This window comes from Caulobacter segnis ATCC 21756 (assembly GCF_000092285.1).
In the GTDB taxonomy this organism is placed as follows: Bacteria; Pseudomonadota; Alphaproteobacteria; order Caulobacterales; family Caulobacteraceae; genus Caulobacter; species Caulobacter segnis.
On record NC_014100.1, the window covers coordinates 1,506,390 to 1,525,966 of the forward strand.

General features: G+C 68.2%; 16 protein-coding genes and 1 pseudogene. 10 read left to right on the forward strand and 7 right to left on the reverse strand.

Going from position 1 to position 19,577, the window contains the following annotated elements; all coding sequences use genetic code 11:
* The first annotated feature begins 65 nt into the window (after positions 1–65).
* The 7 genes and pseudogenes from thiC to CSEG_RS07055 all read left to right on the forward strand — a co-directional run bounded on the left by thiC (position 66) and on the right by CSEG_RS07055 (position 8,955).
* Entirely contained in the window at positions 66–1,904 is a 1,839-nt protein-coding gene (gene thiC, locus CSEG_RS07025; RefSeq protein ID WP_013078559.1) for a phosphomethylpyrimidine synthase ThiC, read from the forward strand.
* 70 nt (positions 1,905–1,974) lie between these two features.
* Entirely contained in the window at positions 1,975–3,042 is a 1,068-nt protein-coding gene (locus tag CSEG_RS07030) for an Acg family FMN-binding oxidoreductase (protein WP_013078560.1), read from the forward strand.
* A 69-nt stretch (positions 3,043–3,111) separates the two neighbouring features.
* On the forward strand, positions 3,112–4,482 hold the full coding sequence (locus CSEG_RS07035; protein ID WP_013078561.1) for a S41 family peptidase: 1,371 nt from the start codon (positions 3,112–3,114) through the stop codon (positions 4,480–4,482).
* Between the two features lie 275 nt (positions 4,483–4,757).
* Positions 4,758–7,483, forward strand: a pseudogene (locus CSEG_RS07040) (TonB-dependent receptor).
* A gap of 100 nt (positions 7,484–7,583) precedes the next feature.
* Positions 7,584–7,970 (forward strand): hypothetical protein, encoded by a 387-nt coding sequence (locus CSEG_RS07045; protein ID WP_013078562.1) that lies wholly within the window; start codon positions 7,584–7,586, stop codon positions 7,968–7,970.
* Positions 7,971–8,032: 62 nt separating this feature from the next.
* Positions 8,033–8,368, forward strand: a complete 336-nt coding sequence (locus tag CSEG_RS07050) for a GIY-YIG nuclease family protein (RefSeq protein ID WP_013078563.1) — start codon at positions 8,033–8,035, stop codon at positions 8,366–8,368.
* The gene (locus CSEG_RS07055) at positions 8,368–8,955 is read left to right on the forward strand and encodes a DUF2239 family protein (protein ID WP_013078564.1); all 588 of its coding nucleotides are present in this window, start codon (positions 8,368–8,370) and stop codon (positions 8,953–8,955) included. Before CSEG_RS07050 ends, CSEG_RS07055 begins: the two co-directional genes overlap by 1 nt.
* Here CSEG_RS07055 and CSEG_RS07060 read toward each other — a convergent pair.
* The 3 genes from CSEG_RS07060 to CSEG_RS07070 are packed head-to-tail and all read right to left on the reverse strand — an operon-like array spanning position 8,910 to position 11,398.
* Positions 8,910–9,953 (reverse strand): ThuA domain-containing protein, encoded by a 1,044-nt coding sequence (locus tag CSEG_RS07060; protein ID WP_013078565.1) that lies wholly within the window; start codon positions 9,951–9,953, stop codon positions 8,910–8,912. The genes CSEG_RS07055 and CSEG_RS07060 overlap by 46 nt on opposite strands.
* A gap of 7 nt (positions 9,954–9,960) precedes the next feature.
* Positions 9,961–10,347 carry a VOC family protein gene (locus CSEG_RS07065; RefSeq protein ID WP_013078566.1) on the reverse strand — a complete coding sequence of 129 codons (387 nt, stop codon included), beginning with the start codon at positions 10,345–10,347 and terminating at the stop codon, positions 9,961–9,963.
* A 43-nt stretch (positions 10,348–10,390) separates the two neighbouring features.
* Complete coding sequence (locus CSEG_RS07070; protein ID WP_013078567.1) at positions 10,391–11,398, reverse strand: SDR family oxidoreductase; 1,008 nt, start codon at positions 11,396–11,398, stop codon at positions 10,391–10,393.
* Between the two features lie 109 nt (positions 11,399–11,507).
* Between CSEG_RS07070 and CSEG_RS07075 the strand changes: the two genes are divergently transcribed.
* The gene (locus CSEG_RS07075; protein WP_041538228.1) at positions 11,508–12,923 is read left to right on the forward strand and encodes an MATE family efflux transporter; all 1,416 of its coding nucleotides are present in this window, start codon (positions 11,508–11,510) and stop codon (positions 12,921–12,923) included.
* Here CSEG_RS07075 and CSEG_RS07080 read toward each other — a convergent pair.
* Together CSEG_RS07080 and mdoH are read right to left on the reverse strand one after the other, a co-directional pair.
* On the reverse strand, positions 12,920–13,834 hold the full coding sequence (locus CSEG_RS07080) for a hypothetical protein (RefSeq protein WP_013078569.1): 915 nt from the start codon (positions 13,832–13,834) through the stop codon (positions 12,920–12,922). The two genes, CSEG_RS07075 and CSEG_RS07080, sit on opposite strands and share 4 nt — an antisense overlap.
* Before the next feature lie 90 nt (positions 13,835–13,924).
* Entirely contained in the window at positions 13,925–15,919 is a 1,995-nt protein-coding gene (gene mdoH, locus CSEG_RS07085) for a glucans biosynthesis glucosyltransferase MdoH (protein ID WP_013078570.1), read from the reverse strand.
* Between the two features lie 388 nt (positions 15,920–16,307).
* Here mdoH and CSEG_RS07090 point away from each other — a divergent pair, with 388 nt between their 5' ends.
* Positions 16,308–16,553, forward strand: a complete 246-nt coding sequence (locus CSEG_RS07090; RefSeq protein ID WP_227878893.1) for a copper-binding protein — start codon at positions 16,308–16,310, stop codon at positions 16,551–16,553.
* A 4-nt stretch (positions 16,554–16,557) separates the two neighbouring features.
* On the opposite strand, the gene CSEG_RS07095 is transcribed toward CSEG_RS07090, so the two are convergent.
* Positions 16,558–17,583, reverse strand: coding sequence for an NADP-dependent oxidoreductase (locus tag CSEG_RS07095; RefSeq protein ID WP_013078572.1), 1,026 nt, complete (start codon positions 17,581–17,583; stop codon positions 16,558–16,560).
* Between the two features lie 115 nt (positions 17,584–17,698).
* Between CSEG_RS07095 and CSEG_RS07100 the strand changes: the two genes are divergently transcribed.
* Positions 17,699–18,616 carry a Gfo/Idh/MocA family protein gene (locus CSEG_RS07100; protein ID WP_013078573.1) on the forward strand — a complete coding sequence of 306 codons (918 nt, stop codon included), beginning with the start codon at positions 17,699–17,701 and terminating at the stop codon, positions 18,614–18,616.
* Positions 18,617–18,633: 17 nt separating this feature from the next.
* Here the strand turns inward: CSEG_RS07100 and CSEG_RS07105 are convergent, their stop codons facing one another.
* The gene (locus CSEG_RS07105; RefSeq protein ID WP_013078574.1) at positions 18,634–19,569 is read right to left on the reverse strand and encodes a hypothetical protein; all 936 of its coding nucleotides are present in this window, start codon (positions 19,567–19,569) and stop codon (positions 18,634–18,636) included.
* Positions 19,570–19,577: the final 8 nt, after the last annotated feature.

Consider the following 19,577-nt stretch of genomic DNA (forward strand, 5'->3'; position numbering starts at 1 on the left):
GCGTCCGTCAGACCGACTCAAGCACGACACGTCCGGGTCTCCTTGAAGCTTGAGGAGCGCCCGAAATGAACATCCAGACGACCATCAAGTCCGTGGCCGAGACGATCTCGACCGGTCCGATCCCCGGTTCGCGCAAGGTCTATCAGGCCGGCGAGCTGTTCCCCGACCTGCGCGTGCCGTTCCGCGAGGTGGCGGTCCACCCCTCGGCCAATGAGCCGCCGGTGACGGTCTATGATCCGTCGGGCCCCTACACCGACCCCACCGTGGCGATCGACATCGAGAAGGGCCTGCCGCGCACCCGCGAGGCCTTCGTGGTGGCGCGCGGCGACGTCGAGCTCGTCACCGATCCCCGCCAGGTGAAGCCCGAGGACAACGGCTTCGCCCAGGGCAAGCACCTGGCCCCCGAATTCCCCGACCAAGGTCGCAAGATCTATCGCGCCAAGCCGGGCAAGCTGGTCACCCAGCTGGAATACGCCCGCGCGGGCGTCATCACCGCCGAGATGGAATATGTCGCCATCCGCGAGAACCTGCGCCGCGAGCAGAACGCCCCGTGCGTGCGCGACGGCGACGACTTTGGCGCTTCGATCCCCGACTTCGTGACGCCCGAGTTCGTGCGCCAGGAAGTGGCCCGCGGCCGCGCCATCATCCCGGCCAACATCAACCACGGCGAGCTGGAGCCGATGGCGATCGGCCGCAACTTCCTGGTCAAGATCAACGCCAACATTGGCAATTCGGCGGTGCTCTCGACCGTCGCCGACGAGGTCGACAAGCTGGTCTGGGCCACGCGCTGGGGCGCCGACACGGTCATGGACCTGTCGACCGGCCGCAACATCCACAACATCCGCGACTGGATCATCCGCAACAGCTCGGTTCCGATCGGCACGGTGCCGATCTACCAGGCGCTGGAGAAGGTCAACGGCGTCGCCGAGGACCTGAACTGGGAGGTCTTCCGCGACACCCTGATCGAGCAGTGCGAGCAGGGCGTCGACTACTTCACGATCCACGCCGGCGTGCGTCTGCCGTTCGTGCCGCTGACCGCCAAGCGCGTCACCGGCATCGTCTCGCGCGGCGGCTCGATCATGGCCAAGTGGTGCCTGGCGCACCACAAGGAGAATTTCCTCTACGAGCGCTTCGAGGACATCTGCGAGATCATGCGCGCCTACGACGTGTCGTTCTCGCTGGGTGACGGCCTGCGTCCGGGCTCGACCGCCGACGCCAACGACGAGGCCCAGTTCGCCGAGCTGCGCACCCTGGGCGAGCTGACCAAGGTGGCCTGGAGCCACGGCGTGCAGGTGATGATCGAAGGGCCGGGCCACGTGGCCATGCACAAGATCAAGGCCAACATGGACGAGCAGTTGAAGCACTGCCACGAGGCCCCGTTCTACACCCTCGGCCCGTTGACCACGGACATCGCGCCTGGCTACGACCACATCACCTCGGCCATCGGCGCGGCGATGATTGGCTGGTTCGGCACGGCGATGCTCTGCTACGTCACGCCCAAGGAGCACCTGGGCCTGCCGGACCGCGACGACGTCAAGACCGGCGTCATCACCTACAAGCTGGCCGCCCACGCCGCCGACCTCGCCAAGGGCCATCCCGGCGCGGCGATGTGGGACGACGCCATCAGCCGCGCGCGCTTCGAGTTCCGCTGGGAAGACCAGTTCAACCTGGCGCTCGACCCGGAGACCGCGCGGAAGTTCCACGACGAGACCCTGCCCAAGGAGGCGCACAAGACCGCGCACTTCTGCTCGATGTGCGGTCCCAAGTTCTGCTCGATGAAGATCAGCCAGGAAGTCCGCGACTTCGCGGCCGGCAAGGCGCCCAACAGCGCCGAACTGGGCATGGCCGAGATGAGCGAGAAGTTCCGCGAGCAGGGCTCGGAGATCTATCTGAAGACCGAATAGGGCGGGTTTGACCCGCCGCAAGGCGGGGCGAGCGGCGGCGGCTGAAGCTTAGGCTTTCGGAGCCGCCGCCATGCTCACCCGTCGCGCCCTGATCACCGCCACGCCCTTGCTGGTCGCGGGCTGTTCAGCTGGCGAGAGCCCTTACGATCGCGCCGCCCGGGACCTCTGGCGGCTGCCGGACCTGGGCGGCGGCGTTCCGATGCTCGCCCTCGTCCACGCCGCGACCCTGGCGGCCAACGGGCACAACACCCAGCCGTGGCGGTTTCGGATCCAGCCACGAGTTATCGAGATCCTGCCGGACTTTTCGCGGCGGACGCCCGTGGTCGATCCGGACGATCATCATCTGTTCGTCAGTCTCGGCTGCGCTCTGGAAACCCTGCTGCGGGCGGGACTCGGCTATGGCTGGGCGGGCGAGCCCGAGCTGCTGCCGAGCGGCGGTGTCCGCATCGCGTTCTCCAGCGCGCCGGCGCGGCCTGACGCGCTGTTTCAGGCCATCCCCCACCGCGCCTCGACCCGGACCGAATACGATGGAAGGCCTGTGAGCGCGGCGACGCTGCGCGGGCTTGAGGCCGCTGTCGGACCGGAGGTGGCGCTTCGATGGGTGTTGGACCCGGACGACCGCGCCCACCTGACCGACATGATCGTCGACGGGAACAGCGCCCAGCTCGCCGATCCCGCCTTCATGCGCGAACTCACCGACTGGATTCGCTTCGACTCCCGGGAAGCCTTGGCGCAACGGGACGGGCTGTTCACCGCCGCCTCCGGCAACCTCACGGCTCCGCGCTGGCTGGGCGAGCGCTTGCTGCCGATGGTCATGACCGAGCAGGGCGAAGCCGAGCGGATCGCGCGGTGGATGAAGAGCTCGGCCGGCGCGGCCATCTTCACCGGTCCTTCCGAGACGCCTGCCGGCTGGATCGCCGTGGGGCGGGCCTTCACCCGCTTCGCGCTGAAGGCCACCGCCGCCGGCTTGAAGCTGGCGTTCCTCAACCAGCCGGTCGAGGACATCTGGATGCGTCGGCGCATGGCGGCCTGGATGGGCGCGCCGGCGCGGCGGCCCGATCTCGTGGTCCGCTTCGGCTATGGGCCGGAGTTGCCACGCTCGCTGCGCCGTCCGACCCAAGCCGTGCTGGTTCCCTAGCCCCGTCATCTTGCGCGGCTGGCTTTGATTTCACTGGCGCGGCGGCGGGGAGGCCTTCACCGTCGCGCCATGAAACGTCTGAGTCTCGCCGCCGCAGCCGCCGTCCTCGCCTTCGCGGCGCCCGCGTCCGCCGAAAGCCCATTCTGGCCGGTTCAGACCAAGGGCGCCGTCGCGTCCGAGTTGCGCGGCGTGTGGAAGTCCCGAGGCTACGGCTGGATCGTCGAGTTCGGCCCCGATGGCGGCAAGCTGTTCCAGACGGCCGGCGGGGCCTGCTACGCCGATCCGCGCCGCGAGCCCGATCCGGACGGGGTCATGGGCGTCTGGCGCGCGGAAGGGCAGGGGACGATCACGCTCGCGGGCGACCCCGCCAGCACGCGTTATCTGTTCGACCGTCTTTCCAGCTTGCCGGCGGCCTGCGTCTCCACGGCCCCCTGGACAGCGGATCGCATCACGGCCTTCGTCGCCGACACCTTCGCCGCGGTCTACCCGCACTCGGCGGAGCGCGGCCTGGACTGGTCGGCGCGCCGTGCGAGCGCCTTGACCAAGGCTGGCTCGCAGGCGTCGGATGCTCAGCTCTGGACGGCGCTTTCGGACCTTTTGGCGGGGCTCGATGACCCCCACGTCGAGCTGCACGGCGTTGTTGGCGGCGACCAACGGGACCTGGAGCCCGGCGTGTCGCCGACACTGGCGCGCGTGCGCGCCGCCGACCCGGAAGGCGGCGAGAAGGCCTGGCTGCAGGCCTATCGCGACGGGATCCTCACCCAGATCCTGGCGGGCAAAGGGCGGCAGGCGGCCAACAACAGGATCTTCTGGGGACGGGCCGGCGACATCGGCTACCTGAACGTCGTGACCATGGGGGCCTTCGCCCGTAACGCCGCGCCGGACGATCCACGCCCGCTGGACGCCGTGTTGGACGAGGCCTTGACCGCCTTCACCGGGGCCAAGGCCGTGGTGGTCGATGTCAGCAACAACCGCGGCGGCTACGACACCATCAGTCGCGCGATCGCGGCCCGGTTCACCGATCAGCCGCGTCTGGCCTATTCCAAGGTCGCCGTGGGCGCCAAGGCGACGCCGCAGCCCGTGACGGTGGAGCCGGCGAACGGACCGCGCTTCACCGGTCCTGTCTATCTGGTCACGAGCGACATCACCGTGAGCGCCGGCGAGACCTTCGGCCTGATGATGAAGGCGCTGCCGAACGTGAAGCAGGTGGGCGGCGTCACCCACGGCGCCTATTCGGACCAACTGCCCAAGCCCCTGCCGAACGGCTGGGCGTTCGCGCTTCCGGCCGAGCTCTACAAGACGTCGGATGGGCGAGACATGGAGGGCAGGGGCCTGGCCCCTGACATGCCGATGGTCATTTTCCCATCGGACGATCTCGCCAACGGTCACGCCAAGGCGATCGAGGCGCTGATGGCGAAGATCCAGGTGAGCATTCCCTGAAGTGAGGGCGGGCGGCGTCCAATCCACGCTTTGTTTCCATGATGAAACATCATTGCAAAGAGTGATGTTTGGCCACCGGAATGTGACCACGCTTCAAAGCTTCACCCTAAGCGAGGCGCGCCCAGGACACACTGGTGCGCGCTTTATCACACATAGTCTTTCGCTGACGCCCCGGGGCGTTGCGACGCGGGACGCTGGCCCGTAAGGAGCAGCCCCCTGAAGCGTTGCGCCGCAAGAGCGGCGGCTTTGCTTGCAACTCATGTTCCGTGGGCTGAATGACCCTTTCCGTGCTTCTTTACGGGCTGGCCGCCGCCGCGCTCGATCCTACCGCCGCCGCGACAGCGCCCGCGTCGCCCGCGTCTCCGGCCGTCGAGGAGCAGAAGCAAACGACCACGAAGGACGATGCTCCCAACGAGGTCGAAGGGCTGGTCATCCAGGCCGACCCTCGGGGCAAGGTCGAGGGCGACATCAAGCCCGAGATCGAGCTGAACGAAGCCGAGATCCAGAGCTTCGGCGCGACCAGCATCGGCGAACTGCTGACCATGCTGTCGCCCCAGACCACCAGCACGCGCGGCCGCGACAGCAGCAGCGGCCCTGTGCTTCTGGTCAATGGTCGCCGGATCTCCGGGTTCCAGGAGATCCAGGGCATTCCGCCCGAGGCGATCGAGCGTTTCCAGATCCTGCCCGAGGAGGTCGCGCTCAGCTACGGCTACAAGGCCGACCAGCGGGTCGTGAACATTATCCTCAAGAAGAACTACAACGCGCTGCAGACCCAGGCTTCGGCGACGGTGGCCACCGATGGCGGTCGAACCTCGCCGGCCGCGGGCGGCAATCGCGTCCATATCGACGGGGACAAGCGCTGGAACGTCGATGTCCAGCTTTCCCACGAGCCCTATCTGCTCGAGACCGACCGGAATATCGTCCGCGCGGCCAACGGCCTGCCCTACGATCTGACGGGCAATATCGCGGGCGTGGGCGGCGCGAGCATCGCCGACCTGTCCAGCTTGACGGGAAGCGCGGTGACCTACGCGGGAGTCCCAGGCTCGGCGCTGAGCGGTAAGGCCAGCCTTTCCGACTACGCTGGCCTGGCCAACACCTACAACACGGGCGACCTGACCCGAGACCGATCGCTGATCTCCCAATCCGACAAGGCGACCCTGCGCGGGGCCTATAGTCGCGATCTCAACAAGCAGACCCAGCTGACCATCAGCGGCAACCTGGAAGACACCAGCAGCCACGCCCTTTTGGGCCTGCCTGGCGTGACCTTCACCTTGCCGGCCGGCAGCCCGTTCTCGCCCTTCTCCCAGGCCGTGACCGGCTATCGCTACATCGACGCGCCGGGTTCGTTGTCGAGGGACGTCGATACGCTGAGGACGCAGGTCAGCATGGCCGCCAACGGCCGCGTCAAGGACTGGCGTTGGAACCTGACCGGCGACTTCGACCGCACGGCGACCGACACCACGACGGGTCGCGGACTGGACGCCTCGGCGTTCCAAGCCGCCGTCGCCGCGGGCGACCCGACCGTCAATCCCTTCGGCGTAATCTCCTCGAGCCTCTACAAGACTCTCGCGGCCGACACCGCCCACTCGGTCTCGACCTCGGCCAGCGCCGAACTGGTGCTGAACGGGAACCTGTTCCAGCTGCCGGCGGGCCCCTTGCAGACCACGTTCAAGGTCGGCGCCAACAGCAAGGGCCTGGATTCCAAGACGGTCCGCTCGGGCGTCACCACGACGCGCGACATCACCCGCACGACGGAGAGCTTCCAGAGCAGTTTCAATCTGCCGCTGACCAGCACCCGTCAGGATTTCCTGGCCAAGGCCGGCGATCTCTCGTTGAACTTCAATCTCGGCTATGAAGACCTGTCGGACCTCGGCGGCCTGACCACGCTCGGTGGCGGCCTGAACTGGTCGCCGATGAAGAAGGTCAGCTTCATCGCCAGCTACACCGACGAGCAGGGCGCGCCGACGACCAACCAGATCAATGATCCGGTGGTGGTGACGCCCAACGTCTCGGTATTCGACTTCTCTACCGGTCAGACGGTCCTCGTCACCCGCACCGACGGCGGCAACGCCTCGCTGCGCAACGACAACCGGCAGGTCCAGAAGTTTGGCGTGAACTACAAGCCGTTCGAGAAGATCGAGCTGACGTTCAACGCCACCTACACCCACGCCGAGACCAAGAACATGATCTCGGCGTTTCCGGCCATCACGCCGGACCTGGAGGCGGCCTTCCCTGAGCGCTTCACGCGAGACGCCACCGGCCGGTTGACCGCGATCGACGCGCGCCCGGTGAACTTCGCCAGCGCCGAGAGCGAGAACGTCCGCTGGGGCTTCAACCTGTTCAAACCTATCGGGCAGCCGACCGCCGGCGCGGCGGGCGGCTTTGGCGGTGGGCGCCTGGGCGGCGGTGGGCCCGGCGGCGGGGGCATGCGCTTTGGCGGCCCGCCCGGCGGCGGTCCGGGCGGCCCCGGCGGTCCCGGCGGTCCGCCTCCGGGCCTGATGCGTCCGGGCCAGGGCATGTTCCAGCTTTCGGTCTACCATACCTGGCGGCTGACCGACGAAGTGACCATCCGCAAGGGCTTGGCGGCGCTGGATCAATTGGACGGATCGGCGATCAATTCGCGCACCGGTCAGGCCCGGCACGAGGTCCAGATCCAGGGCGGCTATTTCAAGGACGGCCTGGGCATGCGCTTCAGCGGAACCTGGAAGGACTCGACCTGGGTGAACGGCGGCTCCACCGGCGGCCAGACGCTGTACTTCTCGGATCTGGCGACGGTGGGCGTGAACTTCTTCGCCAACTTCAGCGTCCCCGCGCGCGGAAAAAGGCGGTGGATCGCTTCCCGATCCTAAAGGGCGCGCAGGTGTCGCTGAACTTCGACAACATCCTTGACGCCAAGCAGACGGTTCGAGACCAGAACGGCAAAACGCCGCAGGCCTACCAGCGCGATTACTTGGATCCGCTGGGCCGTACGGTGCGTATCGGCTTCCGAAAACTGCTCTAGGGGGCGCGAACGACAGATGACCGGCGTCTCAACACGTCCTTAAGCTGTCTGTCGCACCCTGGTGTTCTGGGCGGCTGATTTGGCCGGGTCGGAGGTCGTCATGTCCATCATGACATCCAGTACGCGCCGCGCGGGCGACCATTTCGAACCTACGGATACGGACCCGCAGGTCCAACGTCGCATGCGTGGCTATCTCGAACAGATCGACTACACCGCCTTCGCCTCGAACAAGGCGGTTCTGTCCGTTTCCCTTCCGCGAGTAGAGGGCGAGCAATTCCAGCGCCTCGCCGTCGCAGCCTCGACCGCGCGGGCGCGTTGGGTGTCGGAAGCCGTGGCGATGGCCGACGCCGGGCACACGCTGTCGGAGGCCCAGGTGGCCCGGCTGCACCACCTGCGCTCCGCCTACGAGGAACTGACCTCGGTCTACGAAGCCATGCGCCGCATGGTCGAGCGCGGCTACGTCGCCTACCGGCCGATCCCGGCATAATTTCTTCCGGGTAATATTGACTCGGGTTATTATCCGGGTAGAAGTGCGTCCAGGAGGCGATCATGTCCGGACGCAAGGCGCTGTTGCGCGCATACAAGGAACGCAAGGTGGAGGCGGGGGTCTACGCCGTCCGCTGTCTGGCCAGCGGCGAGGTGTGGGTCGGCGCGACACCGGACCTCTCGACGCGCCAGAGCGGCGTGTGGTTCAGCCTGCGTCAAGGATCGCACCGCGAGCCGACCTTGCAGGCGGCCTGGAACGCCCACGGCGCCGACGCCTTCGCCTTCGAGCCGATCGAAACCATCGACGCCGAGGGGCTGGACGCCTTTGGCCGCGCCAGCCGCTTGAAGGACCGCCGCGCCCATTGGATCGGAACGCTCAGCGCCCGGGGGCTGAACTGATGGAAGAGCGCTATGTCGTTTTCCGCGGCCATGACCGCGTGGCGGTCGGAACGCGCTTGGAGGCCGCCTTGGCGGCGAGGGCGTTGGCCGACGCGGCTGGGGTGCTGGTCTTTGGTCCAGATGGCCGCGTCGTCGACCTTGACCTGAGCGGAAGCCCAGAGGACATCGCGGTCCGCCTGGCCCCGGTGGAGGCTCCGCGTGGGAGAGGCCGGCCCAAGCTGGGCGTGGTCGCGCGGGAGGTCACCCTGCTGCCCCGCCATTGGGATTGGCTGGCCAGCCAGCCCGGCGGCGCCTCGGTGGCGTTGCGCAAACTGGTCGAGGCCGCCAGCCGCGCCGCGGACGGGCCGGATCGCATCCGGAAGGCTCGCGAGGTCGCCTACCGCTTCGCGTCGGCCATGGCGGGAGATCTCCCGGGTTTCGAGGAGGCGATGCGCGCCTTGTTCGCGGGCGACGACAAGAGCTTCGGGAGTCGGATCGACGCCTGGCCGGCCGACGTCGCGGCCCAGATGCGGACCTACGCTGCCGAAGCCTTCGCGTCCGATCAGCCCGCGGACTTGGCCAGCACCTCGGCGAGCAGCGCAGAATAGGCCGCGTCGAACGGCGCGCGATCGCTGTCGGGCTTCATCGGCCACAGGGGGCGCAGCGCCGCCGCGCGCGCCGCCGCCTCGCGCAGCCATGCAGCATCGGCCTTGGCCAGCCGCGCGGCCCGCTGATCGATCTCAGTCGGCGAGTGTCCCGCATAGGCCAGCAGGGAGCGCAGGGCCCACAGCGCCTGCTCGTCGGGATTGGGCTTGGCGGCGCCGGGCAGGCGGCCGGCCGTCCAGCGCACGGCGTCGACGATCTGCCGGCGATAGCGCGGATCGTCCCACGTGCTCGGGGTATGGCCGAGGTTGGTGTAGAACAGCCGCCCTTGGCCGATCTGGCGCGTCCAGGTGATCGGCACGAACCAGGGGCGCTTCAGGGGTATGTCGCCGAAGTCCAACGCCTGCAGCACGCGCACCTTGGCCGGATCGTAGTCGGCGTACTGGTAGATTTCCTCGGCGTAGGCGAAGCGGCGCGGCCAGGCCTGGTTCATCGGCTCCTTGGCGCCGCCCAAGGCCTGGACGGTGATCGGCGTGCCCTGCGTCCAGGGGTGGCCGCCGAACTTGCCGTTGATGAAGGCGGTGTAGGTCTCGCCGGGGCCGTCATAGGTCCAGCCGGTGTCGGTGGCGCTGTGCAGGCCGACAAAGCCGCCCCGGCGGCTCTTGATCCAGTCCTGGATGGCGGCCCAGGTCGCCGGGGCGATCGGCAAGGCGCCGGTCGTGTAGAACACCAGGACGTCGATGTCTTTCAGCGTCTGCGGCGTGATCGTGCTGGCGTCACGGGTCGAGCGGACCGTGAACGCGCCTGAGCGCGCCCCGATCTCGGCCATGGCGATCTCGGACAAGGTGGGGCCATTGCTGGTCTTCGGCGGCATGACCGGGGCATGCACGAAGCCGACGGATTGATCGAGATAGAGCACCCGGACCTTGCCGCCCTTGGGCGCGGCCAGGGCGGGGAACGCGAACGCGAGAAGCGTCGCGATCAGAACAAGCAAGCGCGTCATACGGTCTTCAAGCCCCCGGCTGCAGAAGGTCCCAACGGTTCCCGTGGAGATCCTCGAACACCGCGACCGTACCGTAGGCTTCGTGGCGCGGTTCTTCCAAGAACTTCACGCCGGCGGCGCTCATCCGGGCGTGATCGCCGGCGAAGTCGTCGGTGTGCAGGAACAGCCAGACGCGGCCGCCGCCTTGGCGGCCGATCGCCTCGGCTTGATCGCCGCTGGCCCGGGCGAGCAGGAAATTCGTCCCGTCGGAGCCCGGAGACACGACCACCCACCGCTTGCCGCCTCCCATGTCGGTGTTCTCGACCAGGTCGAAGCCCAGCTTGCCGACATAGAAGGCGATGGCCTCGTCATAGTCGGCGACGAGCAGGGACACGAGAGCGACGCGGCGGGCCATGGGCGACTCCTTGAACAGGAGTCGCTCTTAGCACGTGGCCGGGTCAGCCGCCGCTGTAGCCGCCGATGATCGGCAGGATCTCGCCGGTGATGTAGCTGGAGGTCTGGGGGGAGGCCAGGAAGACGTAGGCGGGCGCGATCTCCTCGGGTTGGGCCGGGCGCTTCATCGGCGTCTGGCTCCCAAACTTGGCGACCTGCGGTCCGAGTTTGTCCGCCGGGTTCAGCGGCGTCCACACCGGCCCGGGCGCGACCGCGTTCACGCGAATGCCCTTGTCGACGAGATGCGTCGCCAGCGAGCGGGTGAAGGCGTGGATGCCGCCCTTGGTCATCGAGTAGTCGAGCAGATCCTTGTTGCCCATGAGGCCGGTGACCGATCCGGTGTTGATGATCGCGCCGCCCTTGGGCAGGTGCTTCACCGCCGCCTTGGCCATGTGGAAATAGCCATAGAGGTTGGTCTTCAGCGTGCGGTCGAAGTGCTCCTCGGTCAGGTCCTCGAAGTCGGTGACATGCTCCTGGAAGGCGGCGTTGTTGACCAGCACGTCGAGCCGGCCGAACGCCTCCACGGTTTTTTCGACGGCGGCCTGCGCGTAGGCGGGATCGGCGACGTCGCCGGGCAGCAGGATGGCGCGACGGCCCTCCATCTCGACGGCCATGCGGGTCTGTTCGGCGTCGCGCTCCTCGCTCAGATAGGCGATGGCGACGTCCGCGCCTTCGCGCGCGAACAGCACCGCCACGGCGCGGCCGATGCCGCTGTCGGCGCCTGTGATAAGGGCGACCATGCCCGCGAGCTTGCCCGAGCCCTTGTAGAAGGGGGCGTCGTACATCGGCGGGGGATCCAGCCGGTGCTCGTCGCCGGGCTTGCTCTGGTGCTGCTCGGGGAAGGGTGGCGCGGGGTAGGGGCGCGCGCCCGCCTGCATGGCCTCGGACTTCTCCTCGTCCTTCGGCTGGAAGGAGCGTTCCTCCTTGGTGTCCAGCGGCGCTTGAATGGCGCGTTCGGCCTCGGCGGCGCGTTCGCCGGCCTGTTCGAATTCGGGCGTTTGGGTCTCGGCCATGGATGCCTCCTGGGGTGAGCCCGGAAAACCACTGGCGGGGCGCGATGTTCCAACCGCTGCCGAAAGCGGTTGCCCGAGAAGGGGGCTTAAGCCACCTTGCGCGCCTTCTTTGACATTGGTGACTTCGATGCCGCGCGACGCGGCCGGAACGGCGCTCCCTCCCGAGCGGCCGCGCGGCCCCATTCTGACCGATCTGATCGAACTGCTCCGTCTTGCGGGGCCGGTCGTCCTGTCGCGTCTGGGCATCATGGTCATGGGCCTGACGGACGCGATCGTCGTCGGCCACTACTCGGCCCAGCAACTGGGCTTCCACGCCATGGCCTGGGCGCCGTCGTCGATCTTCGTGACCATGAACGTCGGCCTGCTGGTCGGCGTGCAGGTGATGACCGCGCGCGCCATCGGGGCCGGCAAGCGGCACGAAACCGGCGCGGTGCTGCGGAGGGGGCTGACCTACAGTCTCTGGCTGGGCCTGGGCGGCATGGCGCTGCAAGCGCTGCTGGGACCGCTGTTCCTGCATAGCCTGGGCCTGAAGGACGGCCTGGCCGACGGCGCGACCTTGCCTTTGATCGTCTTCGCCCTGTCTTTGCCGCTCTACTCGGTGTCCGTGGTGCTGACCTTCTGGCTGGAGGGGCTGGCGCGGCCGACGCCGGGCGCGGTGATGATGTGGTTGGCCAACCTCGTGAACCTGGCCGCCAACCTGCTGCTCGTGCCTGGGACGTTCGGCCTTCCGGCGTTGGGGGCCACCGGTGGAGCGTGGTCGACCTTCGCCGCCCGATTGGCGCTTTTGGTCGCCTTGGCGATCTATGTGCTGCGCATGAGGGAGGCGCGAGACCTGGGCGTCTTCGACAAGCCCGCGCGCGATCGTCCCGCCGAGATCGAGCAGCGCCGGATCGGCTATGGCGCCGGCGCGTCGAACTTCTTCGAGGTCTCGGCCTTCGCCGGCATGAACCTGGTGGCGGGCTGGATCGGCGCCCTGGCCGTCGCGGCCTGGGCGGTGGTGCTGAACGTCTCGGCGGTCATCTTCATGGTGCCGCTGGGCGTGGCCTCGGCCACGGCGGTTCTCGTCGGGCGAGCCTATGGCGCGCGTGACCCCGCGGGCATGACCCGCGCGGGCTGGATCGCCTTCGCCGTGATCGCGGTGATCGGCGTGATCGCCGGCCTGCTGCTCTATCCGACAAGGCACTGGGTGGCCCTGGCCTATACGACCGATCCGGCGGCGCTGGAGCTGATCCTGCCCGCCCTAGTCCTGACCTGCTTCTTCCTGGCCCCCGACGCGGTGCAGGTCGTGGCGGCCCAGGCGCTGCGGGCGCGGGGGGAAGTCTGGGTTCCGACCATCACCCACCTGATCAGCTACGCGCTGGTCATGGGGCCGCTGGCCTGGTGGCTGGCGATCCCGCGCGGCATGGGCCTGAATGGCGTGGTGCTGTCGGTGATCGCCACCAGCTTCCTGGCGGCCGGCTTCCTGCTGGCGCGGTTCAGGATCCTGGACCTGCGGGACCGCAAGCTGGCGAACGAGGGCGCTTAGGCTCCCAGGATCCAGCCTTCTTCGGTCTCGGCCACGGCCAGGGCGTCTTCATCGAGCCCCTTGGGCGCGGCGAAGGCGGCGGCCAGCTTGCCGGTCTCGTCCAGCTTGGCGAAGTGTTCGGCCAGTTCGCGCACCTGAGCCAGGTCCTTGACCTCGCCCGGAGCGGGGACAGCCTTCAGCAGCGACGGATAGACTTCGGCCGCGACGACGGCGACGCCCTCGAGATCGGCCTCGGTCAGCGCCTTGAAGCCCGTCTCGAACGGCCAGATCCGGACGGCGTCCCCGCGCGCGTCCTTCAGGCGGCGCACGGCGGGGATGCCGACGATCGCCTGACCGCCGACCGAGCCGTTGTAATAGAGCTTCCAGATCGAGTGCGCGCCCGCTCCCTTAACGGAAGATTGGGCGGCCTTGTCGGCGAGGCGGAACTCCGGAAGGTCGTCAGGGCCGTGCTCGCGAACGCGCTTGGGCTGCAGCGTCGTCAGAGCGTCCTTGGGCGGGCAGCCCCAGAACGGGAAAGGGCCACCGGTCAAGCGGCGGTTGATCTCCGAGCCGACGCCGAAGCGGTTGTTGGTGTTGTCGGCCTTGTCCTTGACCATCTTGGCCAGCTGATCCCAGACCGCGCGCCAGGGCTTGTCACCGGGCAGGGCCAGCGCCTTGGCCAGGCCGCGCGGAAAGCCGAGGGGGAAATCGAAGCCCACCAGGGCGCGCTCGCCGCGCTTCTTCAGGTCGTCAAGAATGGCCGCCAGGCGCGTTTCGGCCTCGGCGCGGGTCGCTGGATTGTAGCTCTCAAAGCTCAGCCGAAAGCGCACGTCACGCTTGAGCACGCCGATCCAGATGGAGTCCGCCCCCGTGCTCGGTTTGGCCGCGGCGCTCCAGTCCACGATCACATAGGCGCTGAACAGACGCGACACGGCGCACGGCTCCGAAAGAGAGAGGAAGTCGCGCTTCTACTCTTCCGGGAGCCTCGCGGCCAGATCATCAAAGCGCTTGACGCGCCGATATCATGCCGCGTCGCGGATCTTGGTCGTCGGGCCGATCGGGCGGCCATTGCGGGCGAACCAGCGGATCGGCGGCTCGCACGAGGGGCCCAGGGCCGCGCGGACGATCGCCGGCGGGCGGCGCTCTTCCGGGGTCATGAACAGGCCGTTGGTCTTCAGCTTCAGGCCGGCGACCTTGTGGGCGCCCAGCATGGTCAGCGGCACGGCCAACACCAGGCCCAGCAGGATCGGGGCGGTCGAGGTGAACAGGTCCGGCGTGAACCAGAAGGTCCCGCCCAGGATCAGGCCGGCGGCGCTGATCCAGCCCATGGCGGCCGAGGCCTCCTTGAAGCTGACCTTGTCGGCGTCGCGGCGCTGGGTGGCCCAGCCGCCGACCTTGCCGGCCAGGATTTCGACGATGGCGCGGGTCTGGGTGAACATCAGCATCGGGGCGACGAGGGCCGACAGCAGCATCTCGACGGCCAGGCCCGCGGCCATGCGGCGCTTGCCGCCAAAGCCCTTGACCTCGGCCTTGCGGCTGAGGACCAGGATCGCGCCCAGGATCTTCGGGCCGAACAGCAGCACGAAGGTGATGATCATGGCCCAGGCGGTGGCCTGGATCTCGCGCCAGTCGATCAGGGCGTGCGCCGCGGCCTGCAGGTCGGCCATGGTGAAGGCCGCCTTCTTCAGCTCGGGCATCAGGGCGCGCGAGGTGATGCCGGCCGACAGGGCGATGAACCACAGCGGCGACAGGGCGTAGCTCAGCACGCCGATGATGAGGTGCAGGCGGCTCATCCAGTGCAAGCCGGGCAGGCCGACCAGCGGCACGTGCTGGATGTTGCCCCGGCACCAGCGACGGTCGCGCGTGGCGAAGTCGAGCAGGTTCGAGGGGCTCTCTTCGTATGAGCCCTCCAGATAGGGGGCCAGGTGCACGCTCCAGCCGCCGCGACGCAGCAGGGCGCTTTCCAGGGCGTCGTGGCTCATGACCTCGCCGCCGAAGGGCTTGGGGCCGGCCAGGTGCGGCAGGCCGCAGGTCTCGGCGAAGGCGCGGGTGCGGACGATGGCGTTGTGGCCCCAGAAGGAGCTTTCCGTGCCCGACCACCAGGCCAGGCCCGTCCAGGCGACGCGGCCGTACAGGCGCGTGGCGAACTGCAGGGTGCGGGCGAAGATCGTCTGGCCGTTGATGATCATCGGCATGGTCTGGATCAGACCGGCGCCCGGGTGGCGCTCCATCGCGTCGGCCAGGCGGACCATGGCGTCGCCCGTCATCAGGCTGTCGGCGTCCAGCACCAGCATGTGCTCGTAGGCGCCGCCCCAGCGGCTGACCCAGTCGGCGATGTTGCCGGCCTTGCGACCCGTGTTTTCCTTGCGGACGCGGTAGTAGACGTTGCTGTGCGCCTCGCGGCGGAAGCGGGCGAAGCAGGCCTGCTCGGCCAGCGCCACCTGCGCGTCGCGCGTGTCGCTGAGCACGAAGATGTCGAAGTGGCGGCTCAGGCCGGTCTCGGCCAGCGAGGCGTCCATGGCGCGCAGACGGGCGAAGACGGCCGCGGCGTCCTCGTTGTGCACCGGCATCAGGATGGCGGTGCGGGTGTGCAGCTTGGGCGTCGGCTTTTCGCTGTCGATGCCCAGCGGATCCTTGGGCTTGCCGAGCAGGATCACGAAGCCGGCCACGGCCGTGCAGAACCACAGCGACAGGGCCAGGAACAGCGGGGCCAGCAGGGTCAGCACGATGGCTTCAAGCCGGGTCACGCCGCCCAGCGCCACCGTGTCGAAGGTGGCCTTCCAACCGGCGACGCCCATGACGATGGTCGCGACCGCCACGATCCAGCGCCGCATCGACATGCTCGCGACGATCGCGGCGGCGCGGCGCGGACCGCCTTGCCAGAAGCCCAGCGGCTGGACCGGCATGGCCAGCGGCGCCTCGACCGGGATTTCGACGGTGTCCCGCCGCTGCACGACCTGATCGAGGGACACGCTCGTGGAGGTGCGCACGTCGAAGAGGGCGGAACGATCGCTCATATCGTCAGATCTCGGACTTTTTCCGGCGAACCGGGCTCTCTCCGCGTGTTTCGCCGCCGCAGCCCCTTTCCGCGTCGTCTCGGGTTCGATAGGTGAACCGTGTAGGCGCGCGTGACGGATTCATGACGGCGAAAACCGGCGTGGAGAAGCACCGGTGATGCACACAGTAAAACCTCGATCACAAATTCGCTACCAGAAATCACGCTGATTTCGCAGTTGCGAGAAAATGCACTAACCGCGCGCCAGGCGAGCCCCGCTCGCCTTCTGGGAGAATTCCGCTAAGATGATGAATTTCCGGCGCTTCTTGATATTTTCAAGCCTTTTCGCGCTGGCGGCCTGCGGCGATGCGTCCGAAAGGCCTCGGACGAAATCGGCCGCGGTCGAGGCCGTGGCGTCCACCGAAGCGCTTCCCAGCTATGAAGCCCAGGGGGTCATCTCCAGCCTGGAGGGGCAGATTCTCACGCTCGATCACGACGGCGCGAGCGCGGCGGGACTCAAGCCTGGCCGTAACCAGTTCAAGGCCTATGCGGACGTGCTGGCCGAGGCGCCGATCACACCCGGGGACCGCGTGAAGTTCCAGTTCAAGAAGACGCCGACGGGGCTCGAGGTGTCGAAACTCGAACCCCGCGACTAGGGACCTAGGCCAGCTTCACGAGCATCTTGCCGAGGTTCTCGCCGGTGAAGAGCTTCACGAAGGCGTCCGGCGCGCGCTCGACGCCTTCCTCGACGGTTTCCTTCCAGGTGATCTTACCGGCCTTGATCCACTCGGCCATGTCCTTGGCGAATTGCGGGAACATGTCGACGTGGTTCGAGACGATAAAGCCTTCCAGGCGCAGGCTTTTGCCGACGGCCTGGATGATGTTCGGCGGACCCTCGGGCTTTCCGGTCTCGTTGTACTGAGAGATCATCCCGCACAGGGCGAAGCGCGCGAAGGGGCGGGCCGAGTTGATCGCCGCCTCCAAGTGAACGCCGCCGACGTTCTCGAAATAGACGTCGATGCCCTTGGGGGCGACCTTGGCGAGCTCGGCCACGACGTCGGGCGTGGCCTTGTAGTCGATGACGTGGTCGACGCCGATCGACTTCAGGAACGCCACCTTCTCGGGACCGCCGGCCGAGCCGATCACGGTATGGCCCTTCAGCTTGGCGATCTGGCAGACGACCGAACCCACCGCGCCGGCGGCGGCCGAAACGAAGACGACGTCGCCGTCCTTCAGCGCGGCGATCCGCAGCAGGCCGACATAGGCGGTCAGGCCCGGCATGCCGACCACGCCCAGGAAGGCCTGGGGCGGAATGCCGTGGGTGTCGAGCTTGGTGATCGCGCCAAGGCCGCCGGCCGCGAGCGCCTTGGGCGAGGCGTTGTAGTATTCACGCCAGCCGAACATCGAGCTGACGATGTCGCCCGGCTTGAAGTCGGGGTCGTTGGAGGCGACGACCTCGCCGACCGCGCCGCCTTGCAGCGCCTGGCCGAGCTGGAAGGGCGGCACATAGCTGGGACGGTCATACATGCGGCCGCGCATGTAGGGGTCGACCGACATCCAGAGGTTCCGCACCTGCACTTCATCGGGACCGGGTGCGGGCAGGTCGACCGTGGCCAGCTCGAAGTTCGAGGCCTGGGGAAGCCCGACAGGACGGCTCTTCAGGCGGATCTCGCGCGACGTGGTCATGATCTTCCTCCCCTTGGCCAAGCCAAGCGTTGTTAATTTAAACGGATGTTTAGCGCGTCCGCGACGAAGGCTCCAGTGCTTCTATGCCGTCGCGAAGCGGAGTAGACAGCGCGCCATGACCCAGACTCTGAAAGCGGGCGTCATCGGCGCCGGGGTGTTCGGCGGCTATCACGCCAAGAAATATGTCGAGCTGCCGGACGTGGTTCTGGCGGCCGTGTTCGACGTCGATCTGGCGCGAGCCAAGGCTCTCGCCGAACCGCTCGGCGCGCTGGCCTTCGACGACATGGACGCCTTCCTGGCGGCCGTCGACGTGGTGACCGTCGCGACGCCAGCCGTGCATCACGCGGGCGCGGCGCTGGCGGCGCTGAAGGCGGGCAAGCCGGTCTATTCGGAGAAGCCCCTGGCCGTGACGCCCGAGGACGCCGACAAGATGGTCGCCGCGGCCGCCAAGGCCGGCGTGCCGCTGGCCTGCGGGCACCAGGAGCGGGTCGTATTCCAGGCCATGGGCCTGCTGGACATCCCCGAACAGCCGCTGCGCCTGGAAGCCGTGCGTCGCGGCACGCCCTCGGACCGAAATCTCGACGTCTCGGTGGTGCTGGACCTGATGATCCACGACATCGACCTGGCCCTGGCGCTCTGCGACGGCGAGCCCGTGGCGGTGGAAGGCGAGGGGGCGATCACCCGCTCGACCTCGTTGGACTGGGTCAAGACCGAGGCGACCTTCGACAACGGCTTCACCGCGGTCTTCGACAGTTCCCGCGTCGCCGAGGCGCGCGAGCGGACCATGAAGGTCGTCTATCCGTCGGGCGAGGTCGAGATCGACTTCCTGACGCGCGCCTTCCGCAACACCACGCCGTACCCGCTGATCGAGAACTTCACCGAGACGCCGGCCGGCAAGGACCCGTTGGGCCTGTCGGTGGCCGGCTTCCTGGCCGCCGTGCGCGGCGAGGCGCCGAGGCCCGTGGTGACGGGCGCGGAAGCCGCTCGGGCGCTGGATCTCGCGTTGGCGGTCGAGCAGGCCGTCGGGGTCTAAGGCTCGCCGCCCGACGTTCAGTCGTCGAGGTCGAACGGCAGCTCGTTCTGGTCGCTGGGTGTTTCGCGCTTGGCCTTGGAGACGGGCTTGTAGGCCGGCTCTGGCTGGGGGAGCGACGCGGGCGGGTCGTCGTCCCAGGGCGGATCGTCGAACATGTCCGGCTCGACTGACCGCGACGGCGCGGCGGCCGGGCGCGCCACCTGATCGAAGGTCGAGTGGCGCGATGTCGGCGACGCGACGGGCGCGGAGGCCGGGGGCGGATCGAACGTCGTCTCGTCGTCCTCGTACGGGTCGTTCTCGTACGGATCGTCATCGACCGGCTGGGGCGGCGGCGCGACAGGTCTTGTCGGCGAGGCTTGCCGGGGCGGCGGAGGCGGCGGGGGCGGCGCCGCGACCGTCGCCGGCGCGGCTTTCTCGGGGCGGGGCGGCAGCGGACGACGGACGATCGCCTCGCAGCGGGCGAGCCAACGGTTGGCTTCCTGGACCAGCTCCGACGAAGAGCGGCTCTCGCGGCGCTGTTCATCGCCCGGCGCCCAGAGGTCCAGGGTGAAGTCCGGATGGCGCGGGTCGTCGAAAACCAGCCGCAGAGTGACGGTCTCGGCCTGGGGCGACATGTGGTCGATCGCGCGGCGGCCTTCGCCCCGGAAGACGCGCCCCATCACCTGGTTGTCGACCAGCAGCTCCGCGCCGGTCAGCTCTTCAAGCCGATAGACCAGGCACCAGCCGCCACGATCCCAGGCGACGGCCAACAGGTTGGTGGAAAAGGAGAAACCCGCGCCGCGGCCGCGCCCTCGCGCCACGATGACGCCTTCGGGCTCGCTCTTGAGCACGTTGCGCAGAGCCCGGCGAATCCGCCGATCCTCGTCGCCGTACCAGATGGCGAAGCTGCCCATAAACGTCACCGCCGTGCCGGCGATGGCCACGAACAGCAAAAGACGCGCGAGTTCGCTCATGGGCGGCA

What these genes read in the sequence shown, in the direction of transcription:
- thiC (WP_013078559.1), top strand. Translation starts at nt 66, where the DNA reads ATGAACATCCAGACGACCATCAAGTCCGTGGCCGAGACGATCTCGACC.
- CSEG_RS07030 (WP_013078560.1), top strand. Translation starts at nt 1,975, where the DNA reads ATGCTCACCCGTCGCGCCCTGATCACCGCCACGCCCTTGCTGGTCGCG.
- CSEG_RS07035 (WP_013078561.1), top strand. Translation starts at nt 3,112, where the DNA reads ATGAAACGTCTGAGTCTCGCCGCCGCAGCCGCCGTCCTCGCCTTCGCG.
- CSEG_RS07045 (WP_013078562.1), top strand. Translation starts at nt 7,584, where the DNA reads ATGTCCATCATGACATCCAGTACGCGCCGCGCGGGCGACCATTTCGAA.
- CSEG_RS07050 (WP_013078563.1), top strand. Translation starts at nt 8,033, where the DNA reads ATGTCCGGACGCAAGGCGCTGTTGCGCGCATACAAGGAACGCAAGGTG.
- CSEG_RS07055 (WP_013078564.1), top strand. Translation starts at nt 8,368, where the DNA reads ATGGAAGAGCGCTATGTCGTTTTCCGCGGCCATGACCGCGTGGCGGTC.
- CSEG_RS07060 (WP_013078565.1), bottom strand. Translation starts at nt 9,953, where the DNA reads ATGACGCGCTTGCTTGTTCTGATCGCGACGCTTCTCGCGTTCGCGTTC.
- CSEG_RS07065 (WP_013078566.1), bottom strand. Translation starts at nt 10,347, where the DNA reads ATGGCCCGCCGCGTCGCTCTCGTGTCCCTGCTCGTCGCCGACTATGAC.
- CSEG_RS07070 (WP_013078567.1), bottom strand. Translation starts at nt 11,398, where the DNA reads ATGGCCGAGACCCAAACGCCCGAATTCGAACAGGCCGGCGAACGCGCC.
- mdoH (WP_013078570.1), bottom strand. Translation starts at nt 15,919, where the DNA reads ATGAGCGATCGTTCCGCCCTCTTCGACGTGCGCACCTCCACGAGCGTG.
- CSEG_RS07095 (WP_013078572.1), bottom strand. Translation starts at nt 17,583, where the DNA reads ATGACCACGTCGCGCGAGATCCGCCTGAAGAGCCGTCCTGTCGGGCTT.
- CSEG_RS07100 (WP_013078573.1), top strand. Translation starts at nt 17,699, where the DNA reads ATGACCCAGACTCTGAAAGCGGGCGTCATCGGCGCCGGGGTGTTCGGC.
- CSEG_RS07105 (WP_013078574.1), bottom strand. Translation starts at nt 19,569, where the DNA reads ATGAGCGAACTCGCGCGTCTTTTGCTGTTCGTGGCCATCGCCGGCACG.